The 16,820-nt window shown below is 71.6% G+C and carries 17 protein-coding genes; 8 read left to right on the plus strand and 9 right to left on the minus strand.

The window, feature by feature from the left end; genetic code table 11:
- Positions 1 to 28: 28 nt before the first annotated feature.
- The 3 genes from AC3A3J_RS03155 (at position 29) to AC3A3J_RS03165 (ending at position 2,294) form a co-directional block, all read left to right on the plus strand.
- Complete coding sequence (locus AC3A3J_RS03155) at positions 29 to 970, plus strand: LacI family DNA-binding transcriptional regulator (protein WP_487670903.1); 942 nt, start codon at positions 29 to 31, stop codon at positions 968 to 970.
- 186 nt (positions 971 to 1,156) lie between these two features.
- Positions 1,157 to 1,705, plus strand: coding sequence for a hypothetical protein (locus tag AC3A3J_RS03160; RefSeq protein ID WP_487670904.1), 549 nt, complete (start codon positions 1,157 to 1,159; stop codon positions 1,703 to 1,705).
- A gap of 4 nt (positions 1,706 to 1,709) precedes the next feature.
- Entirely contained in the window at positions 1,710 to 2,294 is a 585-nt protein-coding gene (locus tag AC3A3J_RS03165; protein WP_487670905.1) for a TetR/AcrR family transcriptional regulator, read from the plus strand.
- 220 nt (positions 2,295 to 2,514) lie between these two features.
- Here AC3A3J_RS03165 and AC3A3J_RS03170 read toward each other — a convergent pair whose 3' ends face one another.
- The gene (locus AC3A3J_RS03170) at positions 2,515 to 2,730 is read right to left on the minus strand and encodes a CDGSH iron-sulfur domain-containing protein (protein WP_487670906.1); all 216 of its coding nucleotides are present in this window, start codon (positions 2,728 to 2,730) and stop codon (positions 2,515 to 2,517) included.
- On the minus strand, positions 2,727 to 3,857 hold the full coding sequence (locus AC3A3J_RS03175) for an iron-containing redox enzyme family protein (RefSeq protein WP_487670907.1): 1,131 nt from the start codon (positions 3,855 to 3,857) through the stop codon (positions 2,727 to 2,729). Before AC3A3J_RS03175 ends, AC3A3J_RS03170 begins: the two co-directional genes overlap by 4 nt.
- Positions 3,858 to 4,033: 176 nt before the next feature.
- Here AC3A3J_RS03175 and AC3A3J_RS03180 point away from each other — a divergent pair, with 176 nt between their 5' ends.
- Positions 4,034 to 4,246: a DUF6458 family protein gene (locus AC3A3J_RS03180; protein ID WP_314649580.1), complete on the plus strand. Its 213-nt coding sequence runs from the start codon at positions 4,034 to 4,036 to the stop codon at positions 4,244 to 4,246.
- Between the two features lie 132 nt (positions 4,247 to 4,378).
- On the opposite strand, the gene AC3A3J_RS03185 is transcribed toward AC3A3J_RS03180, so the two are convergent.
- Positions 4,379 to 4,561, minus strand: a complete 183-nt coding sequence (locus AC3A3J_RS03185) for a hypothetical protein (RefSeq protein WP_487670908.1) — start codon at positions 4,559 to 4,561, stop codon at positions 4,379 to 4,381.
- Positions 4,562 to 4,638: 77 nt separating this feature from the next.
- Positions 4,639 to 5,406 carry an endo alpha-1,4 polygalactosaminidase gene (locus AC3A3J_RS03190; protein ID WP_487670917.1) on the minus strand — a complete coding sequence of 256 codons (768 nt, stop codon included), beginning with the start codon at positions 5,404 to 5,406 and terminating at the stop codon, positions 4,639 to 4,641.
- A 230-nt stretch (positions 5,407 to 5,636) separates the two neighbouring features.
- Here AC3A3J_RS03190 and AC3A3J_RS03195 point away from each other — a divergent pair, with 230 nt between their 5' ends.
- Both AC3A3J_RS03195 and AC3A3J_RS03200 read left to right on the plus strand, forming a co-directional pair.
- Positions 5,637 to 6,206 carry an NADPH-dependent FMN reductase gene (locus tag AC3A3J_RS03195; RefSeq protein ID WP_487670909.1) on the plus strand — a complete coding sequence of 190 codons (570 nt, stop codon included), beginning with the start codon at positions 5,637 to 5,639 and terminating at the stop codon, positions 6,204 to 6,206.
- A 131-nt stretch (positions 6,207 to 6,337) separates the two neighbouring features.
- Positions 6,338 to 8,524: a glycoside hydrolase family 10-like protein gene (locus AC3A3J_RS03200; RefSeq protein WP_487670918.1), complete on the plus strand. Its 2,187-nt coding sequence runs from the start codon at positions 6,338 to 6,340 to the stop codon at positions 8,522 to 8,524.
- A 199-nt stretch (positions 8,525 to 8,723) separates the two neighbouring features.
- Here AC3A3J_RS03200 and AC3A3J_RS03205 read toward each other — a convergent pair whose 3' ends face one another.
- The 3 genes from AC3A3J_RS03205 to AC3A3J_RS03215 all read right to left on the minus strand — a co-directional run bounded on the left by AC3A3J_RS03205 (position 8,724) and on the right by AC3A3J_RS03215 (position 11,571).
- Positions 8,724 to 10,112 carry an MFS transporter gene (locus tag AC3A3J_RS03205; protein ID WP_487670910.1) on the minus strand — a complete coding sequence of 463 codons (1,389 nt, stop codon included), beginning with the start codon at positions 10,110 to 10,112 and terminating at the stop codon, positions 8,724 to 8,726.
- Between the two features lie 105 nt (positions 10,113 to 10,217).
- Entirely contained in the window at positions 10,218 to 11,294 is a 1,077-nt protein-coding gene (locus AC3A3J_RS03210) for a carboxylate-amine ligase (protein WP_487670911.1), read from the minus strand.
- A gap of 10 nt (positions 11,295 to 11,304) precedes the next feature.
- Positions 11,305 to 11,571 (minus strand): DUF7218 family protein, encoded by a 267-nt coding sequence (locus AC3A3J_RS03215; protein ID WP_314649561.1) that lies wholly within the window; start codon positions 11,569 to 11,571, stop codon positions 11,305 to 11,307.
- Positions 11,572 to 11,692: 121 nt separating this feature from the next.
- Here AC3A3J_RS03215 and AC3A3J_RS03220 point away from each other — a divergent pair, with 121 nt between their 5' ends.
- Complete coding sequence (locus AC3A3J_RS03220; protein ID WP_487670912.1) at positions 11,693 to 11,857, plus strand: hypothetical protein; 165 nt, start codon at positions 11,693 to 11,695, stop codon at positions 11,855 to 11,857.
- A 79-nt stretch (positions 11,858 to 11,936) separates the two neighbouring features.
- On the opposite strand, the gene AC3A3J_RS03225 is transcribed toward AC3A3J_RS03220, so the two are convergent.
- Complete coding sequence (locus AC3A3J_RS03225) at positions 11,937 to 12,131, minus strand: CsbD family protein (protein ID WP_487670913.1); 195 nt, start codon at positions 12,129 to 12,131, stop codon at positions 11,937 to 11,939.
- A gap of 107 nt (positions 12,132 to 12,238) precedes the next feature.
- On the minus strand, positions 12,239 to 13,129 hold the full coding sequence (locus tag AC3A3J_RS03230; protein WP_487670919.1) for a LysR family transcriptional regulator: 891 nt from the start codon (positions 13,127 to 13,129) through the stop codon (positions 12,239 to 12,241).
- Between the two features lie 131 nt (positions 13,130 to 13,260).
- On the opposite strand from AC3A3J_RS03230, the gene AC3A3J_RS03235 reads away from it, so the two are divergent.
- Positions 13,261 to 16,728: a bifunctional proline dehydrogenase/L-glutamate gamma-semialdehyde dehydrogenase gene (locus AC3A3J_RS03235; RefSeq protein ID WP_487670914.1), complete on the plus strand. Its 3,468-nt coding sequence runs from the start codon at positions 13,261 to 13,263 to the stop codon at positions 16,726 to 16,728.
- The last annotated feature ends 92 nt before the right edge of the window (positions 16,729 to 16,820 follow it).

A 16,820-nucleotide genomic window follows, 5' to 3' on the forward strand; every position in this document is an offset into this window, starting at 1 on the left:
GCTGAAAATGGCGGCGACACTGACCGACGTGGCGAAGCGCGCAGGCGTCTCGATCGCCACGGCCTCGCGCGCCTTCGGAGAGCCCGACCGCCTCGCCCCCGACACGCTCGGCCGCGTGCTCGACGCCGCGGGCGAGCTGGGATACGTCGGCGCGCAGACCTCCGCCGCGACCCGCACGATCGGCGTGCTCGTGCCCGACGTCGCCAACCCCGTGTACGGCATGCTCCTCAAGGCGATCCAGGGGCAGGCCTGGCACGGTCGCCACCGGATCGTGCTGTTCGACGCCGATGAAGACCTCCGGCGGGAGCGCGAGCAGATCGAGCAGGCCCGCAAGCTCGACGGCATCCTGCTGTGCTCCCCTCGACTGCCCGACGACGAGGTGCGCACTCTGATCGGACGCACGCCCGCCGTCATCGCCAACCGCGTGATCGACGGGGTTCCCTGCGTCGTCATGGACACCGAGTACGGCCCGACCCAGGCCGTCGAGCACCTCGTCGCGCTGGGCCACGCGCACATCGCCTACGCCTCGGGGCCGCGCGGGTCGTGGGCCGACGTGCGGCGCTTCGACACCATCGCGCGGGCCTGCGAGCGCCACGGCATCCGCCTCACCCGGCTCAGCCACCACGCCGCATCGATCCAGGGAGGGCGCGCCGCCGCAGCGCTCGCCGCGGCCAGTGGAGCGACCGCCGTCGTCGCCTACAACGATCTCGTCGCCCTCGGGCTCGAGGCGGGGATGTCGGAACTCGGGGTGACGTGCCCCGACGACATCAGCATCGTGGGCATCGACGACATCGACCTGGCCGGCGCGGTGACCCCCGGTCTCACCACGGTGCAGATGCCGATCGAGCGCTGCGGGGCGCTCGCGGTCGATCTGCTGCTGCAGGCGATCGGCGGGGCGGCCCTCGGTGACGTCGCGACCTTGAACTCCCAGCTGATCGTGCGGGCTTCGACCGCGGCCGCGCGCGCCTGACGCCCGTCCCTCACGCCGGGTGGCGGGGGTGGACTGTGCGCGATGTGCAGGCGCCGCGACCATCTGCAGACGCGTATCGCCGCATCGCGCCTGCAGATCGCGGCGGAGCCTGCAGATGCACGATGTATTCGTTTTAGCACGAGCGTGCTAATTTGACTGCATGACCTCGAACGGATGCATCCGCCCATGATCCTCGCCGCCATCATCGCCTGCGAGATCGGGTTCTGGCTCGCGCTCGTGGCCGGACTCTCGGTGCGCTACATCGCCCGCAAGCCCCGGCTCGGCGCCGCGCTACTCGTCGCCGCCCCCGTCATCGACCTCGTGCTGCTCGCGCTCGTCGCCGTCGACCTGCTCGGCGGGGGGACCGCGTCGTGGCACCACGGACTGGCCGCGCTCTACATCGGCATCTCCGTCGCCTACGGGCACCGCATGATCGCGTGGCTCGACGCCAAGTTCGCGACCCGGTTCGACGGAGCCCCGCCGCGTGCGCCACTGACCGGATGGGCGTACACGGCGGCGTGCTGGAAAGACGTCGTGCGCACCCTGCTGGCGGCCGCGATCGCCGCGGGCATCCTCGGGGGACTCATCCTCGTGGTCGGCGACCCGGCCCGCACGGAGCAGCTGCTGGGGTTCTTCCGCATCCTCGGGATCATCGTGGCGATCGACCTGATCTGGGCGATCAGCTACACCCTGTGGCCGAAGAAGCCGACCACGCAGGCGGTGCCGGTACGGTGAGGGAATGCCCCGACTGATCGACCACGCCGAGCGCGACCGCGAGATCGGCGACGCGGCGTGGCGGGTGCTCGTCCGCGAGGGAGTGGCCGGACTCTCGGTGCGCAAGGTCGCCGACGAGGCCGGGCTGGCGACGGCGTCGCTCCGCCGGGCGTTCCCGACCCAGGCCGCCCTACGCTCGTTCTGCCTCGACCGGATCCAGCAGGTGGTGGGTGGCCGCATCCGTGCGCATTCCGGGGAGGGGCTTCCGCTCGTGCGCGCTGTTCTGCGGGAGGTGCTGCCCCTCGACGAGACGCGGCGCGCCGAGATGATCGTGCAGATGCAGTTGGGCAGTCTCGCGTTGACCGACGCCTCGCTGCAGGACTCGGTGCGACAGCTCAGCGACGGGGTGCGACAGGTGTGCGTTCTCGCGCTCGGCGAGCTGGCGCGGTCGGGTGCCGCGCGCGCGATGACGGATGCCGAGGCCGAGGCCGACCGCTTGCACGCCCTGCTCGACGGTCTCGCTCTGCAGCTGCTCTGGAGTCGCGAGCCCGACGAGGCCGCGCGCGTCGCCGCCGTGCTCGACCGGCACCTGGCGACGCTCGACGGCTGACGCCCTCCCGTCCGCGCCGTCCCCGCCCCGCGGCCTCCCGGCCCTGCGGCCAGTTGCATGGACTTCTCGCGGATGCACGGAGCATCCGTCTCATCCTCCGTGCAGGTGGGGAGAATCCGTGCAGGCGCCGGTGGGCGGCGGGGCCGGGGGACCGGATGCTCCCGGCCGGGGGATCGGATGCTCCCCGCGGGACCGGACGCTCGCGGCCCCGCCGCCGGGACTACCGCAGCTCGTCGTCGGTGCGGAACCCCGACGCCTTGTGCGTGCCGTCGCAGAAGGGCTTGATGGTCGACAGGCCGCATCGGCAGAGGGCGACCGTGCGGCGCGTCGTCTCGATCACCTCGCCGTCGGCACGACGCAGCTCGATGTCGCCGCGCACCAGGAGCGGGCCGTCGGGATACGGCGTGACCGTCGCGCGCTCGCGGTCGGCGCTCATGACGCGCTCCCGACGCCCGCAGCACCACCCGCGCCCGCAGCACCACCCGCGCCCGCAGCACCACCCGCTCCGCGCAGCGACGACTCGCCGGCGGTCCAGGCGTCGAGCACGTGCCCGCCCATCCAGCCGTCGACCGTGAGGCAGGCGGCGGCGCCGAAGAAGATGTCCTCGAGCAGTTCGGGGTGATCCTCGGCCAGGGCGCCGGCGAGGTCGCGTCCGGCGATCTGCTCGTGCACGGCATCCGCCTCGACGTGCTCGTCGAAGTACTCCACGACGTCCTGATCGAAGCCGAGCCGGCGCAGCCCGTCGGCGTACAGCCGGCACGGGATCGACGAGGTCATCTCGTATGCGGCGAGATGGCCGACGATGGCGCCGACGAGCCGACGGTTCAGGCCGAACAACGACATGAGGTTGAACGACGCGAGCGTGATGGCCGGCACGTCGTCGACGTAGGCGCCGTAGGTCGCGTCGAGGCCGGCGGCGCGCATCGCCGCCGCGAAGAGGTTCTGGTGCACGCGGTCCGCCCGCCCGCCGCCGTACTCGTCGGACTGGATCTCGACGAGCGCGGCCTTGGCCCGACCGGTGAGCCGCGGAATGGCCCACGAGTGCGGGTCGGCCTCGCGCAGCGTGTACACCGAGCGCTGGACGAGCATCTCGGTCGCCTGCTCGCGCGTCGCCTTCTTCGCGATGAACCGCGACAGGCTGGGGCCCGAGTCGGCGGCGGCGAGGGCGAAGAGCGCGCGGCCCACGGCATCCACCGTCGGCTCGGGGAGTACGGGCATCGGCACGGTCGCGCGCAGCTCGCTCTCGAATCCCGCTTCGAGCACGCGACGGGCCTCGATGAGCTCGGCGTCCCACTCGAGCTCGGCGTCGAGCTGGGGGAGAGACCCGTACGACGACGCGTAGAGCAGGAAGAGGGCGAACTGCACGTCGTCGTCGCGCACGACCTCGTCGGCCGCGTCGAGCGCGTCGGCGGCCTGCACGGCGAGGGGGATGCCGTGGCGCGCAGCCGCGTGCGCCGAATCGGTGAGGCGGTTCAGCACGGCGGCACTGAGCGGACCGCGCGGGGTGAGGCGCACGGCGTCGGTGCCGGTGCGGGTATCGAGGGCGGGGGCGGGTGCAGACATCTCATGCTCCTGTCGGATCGATCTGCCGCAGTGTCGCTCGCGCGGAGCCGCCCCTGAAGGGACTTGACGAGACGGCGCGGATGCTCCATACCGCCGTGTCAACCCCTTCCTGACAATGCGGTGGGAGCGCCACCATGGGTCGACGGCGTCGTGGGACGCCGGAAGGAGAACACGCTATGAGCATCGGAACCGGAATCGTCCTGTTCGTCATCGGCGCGATCCTCGCGTTCGCCCTCAATGTGCAGGTGGACTGGGTGAACCTCGACCTCGTCGGCTACATCCTGATGGCCGCGGGCGCCATCACGGCGATCATCGGCATCATCCTGCTCGTCTCGCGTCGCAGCCGGACCCGCGGCACGACGACGGTCGTCGAAGACGACCGCATCTGAGCATCCCCCCGCCCGGCCCCCGGGCACCCCGCGATGCGGGATCGATATGTCTTCTTAAAACGGCCCTGGGCCTGACATATCGATCCCGCATCCGTGCGTGCGGGGGGGGGAGGGGGGTTAGGGGGGAGGGGGTTAGCGGCGGAGGCTGGGGCTCTGGTCGAGACCGTCGGTGTCGTCGGGGCCGGCGTCCTCGCCGTCGTCCGGGGTGAAGACCTTGTCGTCGTCCGTGGGCTCGGCGGCCGCGTCGGCGGCGGCGTCGTACGGGCTACGCTGGTCGGGATAGGCGCTCGGGCCCGGCGTGCTGTCGTCACTCATGAGAGTCCTTCCTGTCGGAGGCTCCAGCCTGGGGCATCCGTCGCCCTCCCGTCTGCGGGTTGACAACCCGGCGGGCCTCAGTCGGCGCACACCTCGAACACGTAGCCCTCGTCGTCGGGGGTGCGCAGGTCGCGGTCGCGCAGCACCATGGAGTCCGGCGACGCGGGGTCGGCGCACATCTCCGCGAAGGGCCGGGGCAGCTCGTCGGTGTACTCGATGTCGACCACCTGGTCGCCGTAGACGTCGGTGTACGCGTCGCACTCCTCGTACGCCGCGCACTCCTCGACGACGGCGAAATCGAAGCCCGCGCGGTCGTGCAGGGCCTCGGCGTGCTCGGCGGCGTTCTTCTGCCCCGCGACGAGCCCCGCCGCGTGCGCCGCGTCGACGAGCACGATCGCGAGGGCGAGGTTGTCGTCGAGGGTCAGCGCGCCGTCCGACCGCGTGAAGGAGTCGAGGTTGTCGAACTCGACCGCGTCGAAGCCGGCATCCGCGCATCCCTCGATCCACGGGGTCAGGAGGGCGGCGATGCGCTCGCGCTTCTCGGGTGCCGACGTGTCGACGAGCGCCTCGTCCGGCCAGTCCGGATCGATGACCGGCGCCCCGTCGCGCTGCAGCAGGAGGTCGTCGTCCCACAGATCGAGTTCGCCCGGCTGCGTCTGGAAGGCGTTGACGTAGCATATCGACCAGGCATCCTCGGCGGGCTCCGCGCCGCGGTCGCGCCCCACGATGCGCACGCCCGCCGCCGGTTCGTACGCGCCGCCGAGCTGGTAGTCCGGCGCCCCGCCCGGCATCCGCGACCCGCCGTGCATCCCCGCCTCACCCGGCATCCCCGCCTCACCCGGCATCCCCGCCTCGCCCCCGGTCCCGCACCCCACCAGCCCCGCCACCGCCAGCACCCCAACCACCACTCCCGTCGCGAAAACTGTCGCTCGACGCTGCGGAAGGCGACAGAAAATGCGACGGGAGCGCAGAGGGGCGAGGGAGGGCATAGGGGGACAGTAGCCGACGGGGGAATAGGGGAGGGGGTGGGAGTGGTTAAATGTGTATGCATCTGCATGTAACGGAAGGATCGCGCATGACCACCACCTACAACGTCGGATTCCTCGTCGGCAGCATCTCGTCGACCTCGATCAACCGCCGCCTCTCCAAGGCGCTCGTGAAGCTCGCCCCGCAGGCCGGGCTGAACCTCACCGAGATCCCCCTCGCGGACCTGCCCTTCTACTCCGCCGACAACGACGGCGCCATCCCCGCCGAGGCCGCCGCCTTCAAGCAGGCCATCGAGGCTGCCGACGGCATCATCGTGATCACGCCCGAGTACAACCGCTCCGTGCCCGGCGTGCTCAAGAACGCCCTCGACACCGCGAGTCGTCCCTGGGGTCAGAACAGCTTCGCAGGCAAGCCCTCGGCCGTGATCGGTGCGTCGATCGGCGCCATCGGCACCGCCGTCGCCCAGCAGCACCTGCGCTCCATCCTCTCGTTCCTCGCGTCGCCCGAGCTGGCGCAGCCCGAGGCCTACGTGCACATGCGCGAGGGTCTCATCACCGAGGACGGCGAGGTGACCGACGAGTCCACCACCGAGTTCCTGCTCTCGTGGCTGACCGCCGTGCACACGCACATCGCGAAGACGCTCAGCCCCGTCAGCTGACGACGACGTCCCGAAGGGGTCTCGACCGGATGGTCGGGGCCCCTTCGTCGTGCCGGCGGCAGGGGTCTGGCCTTCTCGCGGATGCTGTGGCACGCTGTTAGTTAATTCCACTAACAATGCGCTTGGTGGAAATGATTATCGCCGTGAACACCGACGTGAACGAGGACTCGATGTCGAGAAGAACCCTTGCCGCCGCGACCGCCGCCGCCCTGCTGCTCGGCATCCCGACCGCCGCTGCCGCCGCCGCTCCCGACGAGGAGCCGCTCTACAAGTTCGTGAAGGACGCCGCCGGGGCCTACGGCTACGGCACCGATCCGGTCTACACCTACCCCGGTTCGGGGGAGCAGGTCTCGATCCCCACTGCGCTCGCGGCCGAGAACCGCCGCTTCTCGAGTGCGTGGGTCGGCACGATCGGCAACCTCAACTTCGGCAAGCCCGCGGATGCCGCCGACTTCGACGCGAAGTACGCCACCGTGCTCGAGGACTTCGAGTCGTGGAACATGAACGCCGTGATCTTCCAGGTGCGCCCGCTGCTCGACGCGTACTACCCCTCGGAGCTCAACCCGTGGTCGGAGTTCCTCGGCGGCCTGCAGGGCACCGACCCCGGCTACGACCCCCTGAAGAAGATGGTCGAGGCCACCCACGCCCGCGGCATGGAGTTCCACGCCTGGCTCAACCCCTACCGCGTTACGAACACGAAAATGACGGCGCCCGCCATCCTCACCGCCCTGGGCATGACGGCCGACGAGGTGAAGGCCCTCTCCATCCCCGCCTACATCGCGGCATTGAACGAGGCGGGCATCCTAGCCGACGACAACTTCGCCGTGCAGCACCCCGACTGGGTGCTGTCGTTCGAGGAGAAGCTGTTCCTCGACCCCGGCCAGCCCGAGGTTCCCGCCTACGTCGCGGCTTCGGTCGCCGAGATCGTCGAGAACTACGACGTCGACGCCATCCACTTCGACGACTACTTCTACCCGTACCGCATCACCGTCGACGGCGTGAACGTGTTCTTCGGCCAGGCCGGAGAGGACCGCGCCACGTTCGAGGAGTTCGGCCTCACCGCCGACTACCCCGACACCGCCGCGGGCATCGAGGCGTGGCGCCGCGACAACATCACCGGCCTCGTGGAGCAGGTCGCGGCCACGATCGACTCCCACAACGCCGAAGCGGGCACGGCCGTGCAGCTCGGCATCAGCCCGTTCGGCATCTGGGAGCACAAGGCTCTCAACCCCGCCGGGTCGAACACCCCGATCGGCTCGTCGCAGACCTACAGCAGCGCGGTCTTCGCCGACACCCGCGGCTGGGTGCAGGACGAGTTGATCGACTACGTCACCCCGCAGATCTACTGGAGCTTCGACCAGGCGGCCGCACCGTACGGCGAGCTCGCGCAGTGGTGGAGCGACACCGCCGCCGAGAGCCGCACCCAGGTGTACGTCGGGCACGCGCTCTACAAGCACGTGAACAACGGCGGATGGGAGGCCGCGTGGATGAACCCCGAGGAGGTGCCGAACCAGATCCGCTTCAACCAGAAGCTCGACGGCATCGACGGCAGCGTGCTCTTCAGCTACAACGACATGAAGCCGAGCAACATCGCGGCGCTCCCCGCCGATCAGCAGCCGAAGAACCAGGCGAAGAACAGCGCGATCGAGCTGCTCCGCGCCGAGGCGTTCGCGCATCCGACCATCGTGCCGGCGAAGCCGTGGCTGTCCGATGGCGAGGTCGCGGCGCCGACCGGCGTCGCGATGGCCGACGGTCGCCTCACCTGGCAGGCGGGTGACGCTGCGGAAGCGCGGCAGTACGCGATCTACCGCGGCACGGGAACGGCCGACGAGATCGTCGCCGGCGACGGCACCCTCGTCGACACGGTATGGGCAGGTGGCGCCGCCGACCTCGCGTTCACGCTGCCCGTGGAAGCGGCGGATGCCGTGGGTGCGGCTGACGCGGCGGATGCGGATGCCGTGGCGGTCGCCGCCGCGGACGAGACGTGGGTGGTGACCGCACTCGACGCTGCGGCGGTCGAGAGCGCGCCGGTCGCGGCGGCCGTCGACCCCGGCACGCCGGTCGATCCGGGCACCCCGGGGACCCCCGGCACCCCCGGCACCCCGGGTACCCCGGGCACCCCCGGCACCCCGGGCGGCGGCGCGGGCAACGGTGTCGACGGTGCCGGCGGTGCCGCGGGCTCGGCCGGAGCATCCGACGACCTCGCCGCGACCGGGGGCTCGGTGCCCGTCGGACTGCTGGCGCTCGCGGGCGGCCTCGTCGCCGCCGGAGCCGCCACGGCCGGAGTCGCAGCCCTGCGCCGCCGCCACCGCTCCTGACCCCTTCCCGACCCGGGCCAGCGCGCACCCCTGCCCCTGCGCCCCTGCGCCCCGCCCCTGCCCCCCCTGCCCCGCACCTCGGTCCACCCCCGCTGCGGGATCGATATCGCACCTCTCAGCCCCTCTGAACGTGACATATCGATCCCGCAGCGCGGGGAGCGCGGGGAGCGCGGGGGGCGCGGGGGCGCGGGAGTCCGGGTCAGGCGGGTGTGGGGTCCTCGGCGGGGGTGGAGGCCTCGGCGGGGTTGCGGCGGATGCCGATCCACGACACGAGCGCTCCGAGCACGAGCAGCGTGGCGGTCACCCACGCCGCGTTGTGGAAGCCGCCGAGGTCGAGCGATCCGCCGACGATCGTCGACAGCATCGCGACGACCAGAAGGCCCGCGACCCGCGAGACGGCGTTGTTGACGGCCGAGGCGATGCCCGAGCGCTCCTGGTCGATCGCCCCGAGGATCGCCGCCGTGAGCGGCGCGACGGTGAGCGCGAGCCCGAGGCCCATCACGATCATCGCCGGCAGCACCTGCCACCAGTAGTCGAAGTCGGCCGACACGGTCAGCAGCATGAGCGCGCCCACGGCCATGATCGCCGGCCCTACGGTCATGAAGATGCGCGGGCCCCATCGCCCCGCCCAGGCCCCGGCGCGCGAGCTGACGAGGATCATCAGCACCGTCATCGGCAGGCTCGCCAGCCCCGCGGCGGTCGCGCTCAGCCCCGCGCCCTGCTGCAGGTACACGCCCACGACGAAGCCGTTGAGCGAGAGCGCGGCATAGACGAAGAGGGTGGCGAGGTTGCCCCAGCCGAAGTCGCGCACGCGGAACAGCGACAGCGGCATGAGCGGCGACCCTGTACCGCGCTGCCGCAGAAGGAACCAGGCGAACAGCACCGCGCCGACGGCGCCCGGGATCCAGATCACCGGCGACCCCCACCCGTAGTTCGGCTGCTCGATGAGCGCGAAGACCACGGCTCCGAGCCCGGTCGCGCAGAGGGCGCCGCTCCACCAGTCGACGCCGCGTCCGCTCGGATGCTCGTCGAGCCGCAGCCGCGAGAGCAGCACGAGAGTGACGGCGATCGGCAGCACGTTGATGAGGAACACGAAGCGCCACGACAGGAAGTCGACGAACACCCCGCCGAGCAGCGGCCCGACCAGCTGCGCGGCCGTGGTGAACGCGGTCCACACGCCGATCGCGCGGGACTGCACGTCGGACCGCATGGTCGCGGTGATGAGGGCGAGCGAGCTGGGCACGAGCAGCGCGCCCGCTGCGCCCTGTGCGGCGCGCGCGATGATGAGCACCAGCGGGTCGGGTGCGGCGGCGACGGCGACGGACGCGACACCGAACGCGATGAGTCCCACCCGCATGACGAGCACGCGCCCATAGGCGTCGGAGACGGAACCGGCGAGCAGGATCAGCGCGCTCAACGTGATGAGGTACGCGTCGACTACCCACTGCTGGGTGGTGATGCCCCCGCCGAGCTCGCGGCTGATGGCCGGCAGTGCGACGTTGACGACCGTGCCGTCGAGGAACGTCACGAACGAGGCGAGCACCGCGATCGCGATGACCAGACGCTGCGTGCGGGAGAAGGAGCTCACAGGCGAACACTACTCCCGGCCGCCGACGCCCGGCCCGCAGTCGCGCAGCCCCCCGGCCCGCGACGCTGGCCGCCCGTCGGATGCCTCACGCCACCGTCCCGGCGATCACTCCTCGCGCGCCGCCGTCCCCTGGTGATACAGGGCCCGGAGTCCGGCCAGGCCGCCGTCGGCGTAGGCCTTCTCCTGCCGCTGCGCTCCGGTGCCGTCGGTGCGGATCCGCGCCAGGTGCTCGGCCACGAACTCGGCGTCGCCGTGCTCCTGCAGCACGGGGCCTGCGGCGTCGAGCATGCGCTCGGCGATGGCCCAGGCATCCGCGACGCCGTCGCTCGTCGGGTCGACGAGGCGGGCGTCCATGCCGTAGCGCGCGGCCATCCAGAGCGACGCGTCGATGCCGTCGATCGCACCGGGGGCCACCCGCTCGTCGTCGCTCAGCACGATCGCCCGGGTGAGCGCCGCAGCGAAGAGCGTGTCGTCGACGTCGAGCTGCGTGTCGCTCACGCGCACCTCGACGGTGGGGTAGCGATCCGAGAGCCGGGCGGCCCAGCCCAGCGACGACGCCTCGGCGATCGCACCCAGGGCGATGAGACGGTCGACATGCGCGTGGTAGTCGGCGATGTCGGCGACCAGCGGAGGGCACCACGACGTCGGCAAGCGGCGGATCAGGATGCTCCGCCAGCTCGCGTATCCCGAGGGGAGCCCTTCGATGAACGGGCTGTTGCCGGTGAGGGCAGAGAGGACCGGCAGCCACCCGCGCACCCGATTGAGGGCGCGCACGCGTTCGTCGTCGTCGGGGATCTCGACGTGCACGTGCAGGCCGTTCACCTCGTGCCCGCGCGTGATGTGGGCGAGCTGCGCGGCGACCACGTCGTAGTGCGGCGACGGCGAGATCGACACGCGTCGTGTGGTCGCGAACGGCGTGCCGGTGGCGGCGATGATCGCATGCTCCGGCGCGGCCTGCGCACTCATCAGGCCGCGGAGCGTGCGCAACTGCGCACGTGCCTCGCCGGTCGTGGTGAGTGGATCGGTGACGCACTCGAACTGCGAGGTGAGGAACTCGGCCATCACGCGGCCGCCACCGGTCGGCGCCTGCAGCCGCTGGTGGATGCCGTCGACGACGACGAGGGGAACGAGGGTGTCCTCGTCGAGGAGCACGAACTCCTCTTCGATGCCGAAGCGCGCCACCCGGGGTCGCCTAGTGGTTCCGCAGCATCGAGATGAGTTCCGCCTTGCGCTTGCCGCTGTACCCGGTGATGCCGAGTTCCTTGGCGCGCTTTCTGAGCTCGTCGACGGTCCAGTCGTCGTAGTCGCCGCTCTTGCCGCCGCGCGCTCCGACCTTCTTGCGCCCGTCGCGCGCAGCCGCGTTCGAGATGCGCGCGGCCTTCTCCTTCGAGGCTCCGTCGTCGCGGAGCTCCTCGTAGAGCTCGGGGTCCTTCAGCGAGTTGTTACGCCCTCCGGGCATGATCCCTCCTCATGGCATCGTCGAGGTGTCCTCGTCAACCCCCTCTGCTGCGGGCCGCTCCGATGGTTACCGTGACAGTCACAGCAATCGGGGCGCCCGCCTCGGAGAGAAGGGAAGAACGATGAACATCCTCCTCATCATCGTCATCGTCGTCGCCGTGATCCTCGCGATCACCGGAGGACTCGTGCAGTCGCTGCAGTTCCTCCTGTGGGTGGGTCTGGTGCTCCTCGCGATCGCCGTCATCGCGTGGCTGCTCCGATCGATCACCGGCAGCCGCCGCAGCTAGAGCCGGAAGAGAAGGCCCGCCCGAGTGGCGGGCCTTCTCCGTGTCCGGCGCAGCTGCGCGAAGAGCGCAGCCCGGGGGATCAGTGGTCGAACGCGTCCTTCACGTTGCGGCCGGCGTCCTTGACGTTCTCGCCCGCCTGCTTGACGGAGGCGTCGGTCTGGTCCGCGTGGCCCTCGGCCTCGAGGCGCTCGTTGTCGGTGGCCTTGCCCACGCCCTCCTTGACCTTTCCGGCCAGCTTCTCGGCGTTGTTCTTGATGTCGTCGGTGCCGCTCATGGCATCTCCCTTCATCTGTGGGTCGGTGGAGTGCCACCCTCGCACCGGCCTGTCGAGCGGGCGATGGGATTGACAATGCGGGTCGCCCGTGACAACCGCGGCGGCTGTCAGCGCGGGTCGTGCCGAGCCAGCGCGTCGGCCAGGGCGTCGCGCACGGCGACCACCGCAGCGCTGTCGCGCGACGACGAACGTGTTGCGGCGAAGATCTCGCGCACGGGCGATCCCGGCAGATCGAGCAGCCGCACGCTCGACCGCCCCGCCGTCCACACCAGATCGGGAAGCATCGCGACCGCGTGGCCGGCGGCGACGAGCCGCGCGTGCGAGACGAGGTCGGTCGCCTCGAACCGCACGTCGGGCTCGAAACCGGCGGCGCGGCACTGCTGCACGGCCCACCGGCGCACGGCCGCCCCCTGCGGCTCGAGCACCCATGCCCGGTCGTGCAGATCGGCGAGTCCGTCGGCGCGGTCGTCGCGCGGCACCGCGAGCCGGATCGGGTCGCGCCCGAGCAGCGTGCGGTCGACCCCCTCGCTGATCTCCCGCGAGTGACCCGGATACTGCTCGGCGACGACCAGATCGAAGGCGCGGGCCTGCAGCTCGAACAGCGCGATCTCGGGCGGCAGTTCGACCATCTCGAGGCGCAGCCCCGGCATCCGCTCGTCCAGCAGCGTGAGCGCGACCGGCACCAGAGCCTCGGCGGCCGTCGGCATGACGGCGATGCGCACCCGGCTGGGGGCGTGCTGCGACGACGAGAGCTCGGCGCGTGCCGCCTCGTCGAGCTCGAGTGCGCGGGCCGCGTGATCGGCGAGGAGCCGGCCTTGCGCGGTGAGCCGAACGCGGCGGCCGTCCGGTTCGAGCAGGGCGACCCCGGCGTCGCGTTCGAGCTGCGCAAGTTGCTGCGACACCGTCGACGGGCTGAACGCGAGCGCCGCGGCGACGTCGGCGATCGTGCCGCGCAGACGCAGTTCGTGCAGCAGGCGCAGGCGGCGCAGCTCGAACATCTTGACCTCGCAACTCATCGATAGGACCGAACGGTATCCATCGTAAACGTTCGCTTTTCATAATGGATGCCGGGGCGCACACTGAGACTCGACGCACGCGCGCGAGCGCGCCCGACCTGCAGAGGATCCCGATGACGCAGACCACTCCCGCCCCGAGCGCTCCCGGCGCCGCGGCCGTCCCCACCGGGCACGACGAGCTCGCCGCCCTCGCAGACGACGCCGTCGCGCTCGTGCAGCGCTGGCTCGTCGAGAGCCGCGAGGTGCCCGCCGACACCGCCGCCAAGCGGCTCGCCGGCGTGCTGAGCGATCCCCACGGACTCGACTTCACGGTCGGCTTCGTCGACGGCGTCGTGCGCCCCGAAGACCTGAAGGTCGCCGCCGCGAACCTCCGCGACCTGGTGCCGCTCACCCCCGCGTTCCTCCCCGGGGCGCTACGCGGCCTCATCAAGCTGGGCGGCGCCCTCGCCCCGGCCTTCCCCGGCATAGTCGTGCCGATCAGCCGTCGCGTGCTGCGCGGCATGGTGCGCCACCTCATCGTCGACGCGACCGACGCCAAGCTCGGCAAGGCCATCGCCCGCATCAAGGCCACCGACGGCGTGCACCTCAACGTGAACCTGCTCGGCGAGGCCATCCTCGGCGAGGAGGAGGCCGCCCGCCGTCTCGCCGGCACCCGCCGCCTGCTCGAGCGCGACGACGTCGACTACGTCTCGATCAAGGTCTCGTCGACCGTCGCGCCGCACAGCCCGTGGGCCTTCGACGACGCCGTCGCGCACGCGGTCGACGCCCTCGCCCCGCTGTACGCGATCGCCGTGAAGCGCGGCAAGTTCATCAACCTCGACATGGAGGAGTACAAGGACCTCGACCTCACGATCGCGGTCTTCACCACCATCCTCGAGCGCCCCGAGTTCCGCGGGCTCGAGGCCGGCATCGTGCTGCAGGCCTACCTGCCGGATGCCCTCGGCGCCATGATCCGCCTGCAGGAGTGGGCGGCGGCCCGCGTGGCCGACGGCGGAGCGCCGATCAAGGTGCGCGTCGTGAAGGGCGCGAACCTCCCCATGGAGCGCGTCGACGCCGAGTCGCACGACTGGCCGCTCGCCACCTGGCACAGCAAGGAGGCGTCGGACGCCTCGTACAAGGCCGTGCTCGACTACGCGCTACACGCCGACCGCATCGGCAACGTGCGCATCGGCATCGCCGGCCACAACCTGTTCGACATCGCCCTCGCCTGGCTGCTCGCGGAGCAGCGCGGTGCCACCGCCGGCATCGAGTTCGAGATGCTGCTCGGCATGGCGTCGGCCCAGGCCGCGGTCGTGCGCCGCACGGTCGGCTCGCTCCTGCTCTACACGCCGGTCGTGCACCCCGCCGAGTTCGACGTCGCGATCGCGTACCTCATCCGCCGTCTCGAGGAGGGCGCGTCGACCGACAACTTCATGTCGGCCGTGTTCGACCTCGACACGCACCCCGAGCTGTTCGCCCGTGAGCGGGACCGTTTCCGCGCCTCGATCGCCTCCATGCCGACCGAGGTCCCCGGGCCGAACCGCACCCAGGACCGCACGCAGGCGCCCACGCCGGCCCCGCGCGACGGCTTCGAGAACACCCCCGACACCGACCCGAGCCTCGCTGCGAACCGCGCATGGGGCGACGGCATCCGTTCGCGCATGCAGGCGTCGACGCTGGGTGCCGAGACGGTGCGCACGCACACCCTGTCGGATGCCGCGGCCCTCGACGCCGTGATCGACGAGGCCGTGGCCGCGGGCGAGGCCTGGCGTGCGCTCGGTGCCGCAGGTCGCGCCGAGATCCTGCACCGGGCGGGCGACGTGCTCGAGGCGCGCCGCGCCGACCTGCTCGAGGTCATGGGCTCCGAGGCCGGCAAGGTGCTCGAGCAGGGCGACCCCGAGGTCTCCGAGGCGATCGACTTCGCGCACTACTACGCCGAGAACGCGAAGCGCGCCGAGCAGATCCCCGGCGCGGAGCACCGTCCGGTCGGCCTGACGGTCGTCACCCCGCCGTGGAACTTCCCCGTCGCGATCCCCGCAGGATCGACCCTCGCCGCCCTCGCCGCCGGGTCGCCGGTGGTCATCAAGCCCGCCGCGCAGGCCGCGCGCTCGGGTGCCGTGATGGTCGAGGCGCTGTGGGAGGCGGGCGTGCCCCGCGAGGTCCTGCAGTACGTGCAGCTCGAAGAGCGCCAGCTCGGCACGCAGCTCATCAGCCACCCGGCCGTCGAGCGCGTCATCCTCACCGGCGGATACGAGACGGCCGAGCTGTTCCGCGGCTTCCGCAACGACCTGCCGCTGCTCGCCGAGACGAGCGGCAAGAACGCCATCATCGTCACCCCGAGCGCCGACCTCGACCTCGCCGCGAAGGACGTCGCCTACTCGGCGTTCGGCCACGCGGGCCAGAAGTGCTCGGCGGCGTCGCTCGTGATCCTCGTGGGAACGGTCGCCGAGAGCGAGCGGTTCCGTCGCCAGCTCGTCGACGCCGTCGGCTCGTACAAGGTCGGCGCGCCGTGGGACGGCTCCAGCCGCATCGGGCCGCTCATCGGACCGGCCGAAGGCAAGCTGCTCCACGCCCTCACGACCCTCGAGTCGGGCGAGAGCTGGGTGCTGAAGCCCGAGAAGCTCGACGACGCCGGACAGTACTGGCGCCCCGGCATCCGCGACGGCGTCGCCGCCGGCAGCCCGTTCCACCTCACCGAGTACTTCGGACCGGTGCTGGGCATCATGACGGCGAAGACCCTCGACGAGGCCACGGCCCTCGTCAACGCGATCGACTACGGCCTCACCTCGGGTCTGCACTCGCTCGACGAGGACGAGGTCGCCCAGTGGCTCGCGAACGTGCAGGCCGGCAACCTCTACGTCAACCGCGGCACCACCGGCGCGATCGTGCAGCGCCAGCCGTTCGGCGGATGGAAGAAGGCGGCAGTCGGCGCGGGGACGAAGGCCGGTGGTCCGAGCTACCTCATCGGTCTCTCGCACTGGGTCGACGCCCCGGTCAGCGCGGATGCCCCCGCCGACGCCCTGTCGAAGGCGGCGCTCCGGGCCGCCGGCGACGTCTCCGACGACGAGCGCGCCTGGCTGTCGGGTGCCCTGTCGACCGATGTCGCGGCATGGAAGTCGGAGTTCGGGGCGGTGGTCGACGCGACGGGCCTCGAGACCGAGCAGAATGCTCTGCGCTACCAGGCGGTCCCGGTCACGGTCCGCGTCGAAGACGCAGCTCCGCTGCACGCGGTCCGCGTTCTCGCCGCCGGCCTGCGCACGGGCGCGTCGATCACGGTCAGCACCGCCCGCGAGCTGCCGGCGTCGGTGACCGCGTGGCTGCGCGCCGCCGGCGTCACGGTCGCCGTCGAGAACGACACGGTCTGGACGGCTCGCGCCGCACGCCTCGCGCAGACCGGCGGGCGCATCCGCCTCATCGGCGGCGACCTCGCCGACACCTCGGCCCGCACGGGCGGCTCCCCGGCCGTCGCCGTCTACGGCAACCCGGTGCTCAGCGCTGGCCGCATCGAGATGCTGACCTTCCTGCGCGAGCAGGCCGTGTCGATCTCGGCGCACCGGTTCGGCACCCCGCGTCGCTACGAGGTCCCCACCCTGACCGCCTAGCGACCGCTCGTCCGAAGGCCCGCCCCGTCACGCACGGAGCGGGCCTTCGCGCGTCCCGCCCCGCCCCCGCCCCGCGCCCTGCGCCCCGCGCC

The organism is Microbacterium sp. Soil_N32 (assembly GCF_057655505.1).

Bases quoted from the DNA above. Each gene is read 5' to 3' on its own strand.
- AC3A3J_RS03160 (WP_487670904.1), top strand. From the start codon at position 1,157: ATGATCCTCGCCGCCATCATCGCCTGCGAGATCGGGTTCTGGCTCGCG.
- AC3A3J_RS03165 (WP_487670905.1), top strand. From the start codon at position 1,710: ATGCCCCGACTGATCGACCACGCCGAGCGCGACCGCGAGATCGGCGAC.
- AC3A3J_RS03170 (WP_487670906.1), bottom strand. From the start codon at position 2,730: ATGAGCGCCGACCGCGAGCGCGCGACGGTCACGCCGTATCCCGACGGC.
- AC3A3J_RS03175 (WP_487670907.1), bottom strand. From the start codon at position 3,857: ATGTCTGCACCCGCCCCCGCCCTCGATACCCGCACCGGCACCGACGCC.
- AC3A3J_RS03180 (WP_314649580.1), top strand. From the start codon at position 4,034: ATGAGCATCGGAACCGGAATCGTCCTGTTCGTCATCGGCGCGATCCTC.
- AC3A3J_RS03185 (WP_487670908.1), bottom strand. From the start codon at position 4,561: ATGAGTGACGACAGCACGCCGGGCCCGAGCGCCTATCCCGACCAGCGT.
- AC3A3J_RS03190 (WP_487670917.1), bottom strand. From the start codon at position 5,406: ATGCCGGGTGAGGCGGGGATGCCGGGTGAGGCGGGGATGCACGGCGGG.
- AC3A3J_RS03195 (WP_487670909.1), top strand. From the start codon at position 5,637: ATGACCACCACCTACAACGTCGGATTCCTCGTCGGCAGCATCTCGTCG.
- AC3A3J_RS03200 (WP_487670918.1), top strand. From the start codon at position 6,338: ATGATTATCGCCGTGAACACCGACGTGAACGAGGACTCGATGTCGAGA.
- AC3A3J_RS03215 (WP_314649561.1), bottom strand. From the start codon at position 11,571: ATGCCCGGAGGGCGTAACAACTCGCTGAAGGACCCCGAGCTCTACGAG.
- AC3A3J_RS03220 (WP_487670912.1), top strand. From the start codon at position 11,693: ATGAACATCCTCCTCATCATCGTCATCGTCGTCGCCGTGATCCTCGCG.
- AC3A3J_RS03225 (WP_487670913.1), bottom strand. From the start codon at position 12,131: ATGAGCGGCACCGACGACATCAAGAACAACGCCGAGAAGCTGGCCGGA.
- AC3A3J_RS03230 (WP_487670919.1), bottom strand. From the start codon at position 13,129: ATGTTCGAGCTGCGCCGCCTGCGCCTGCTGCACGAACTGCGTCTGCGC.
- AC3A3J_RS03235 (WP_487670914.1), top strand. From the start codon at position 13,261: ATGACGCAGACCACTCCCGCCCCGAGCGCTCCCGGCGCCGCGGCCGTC.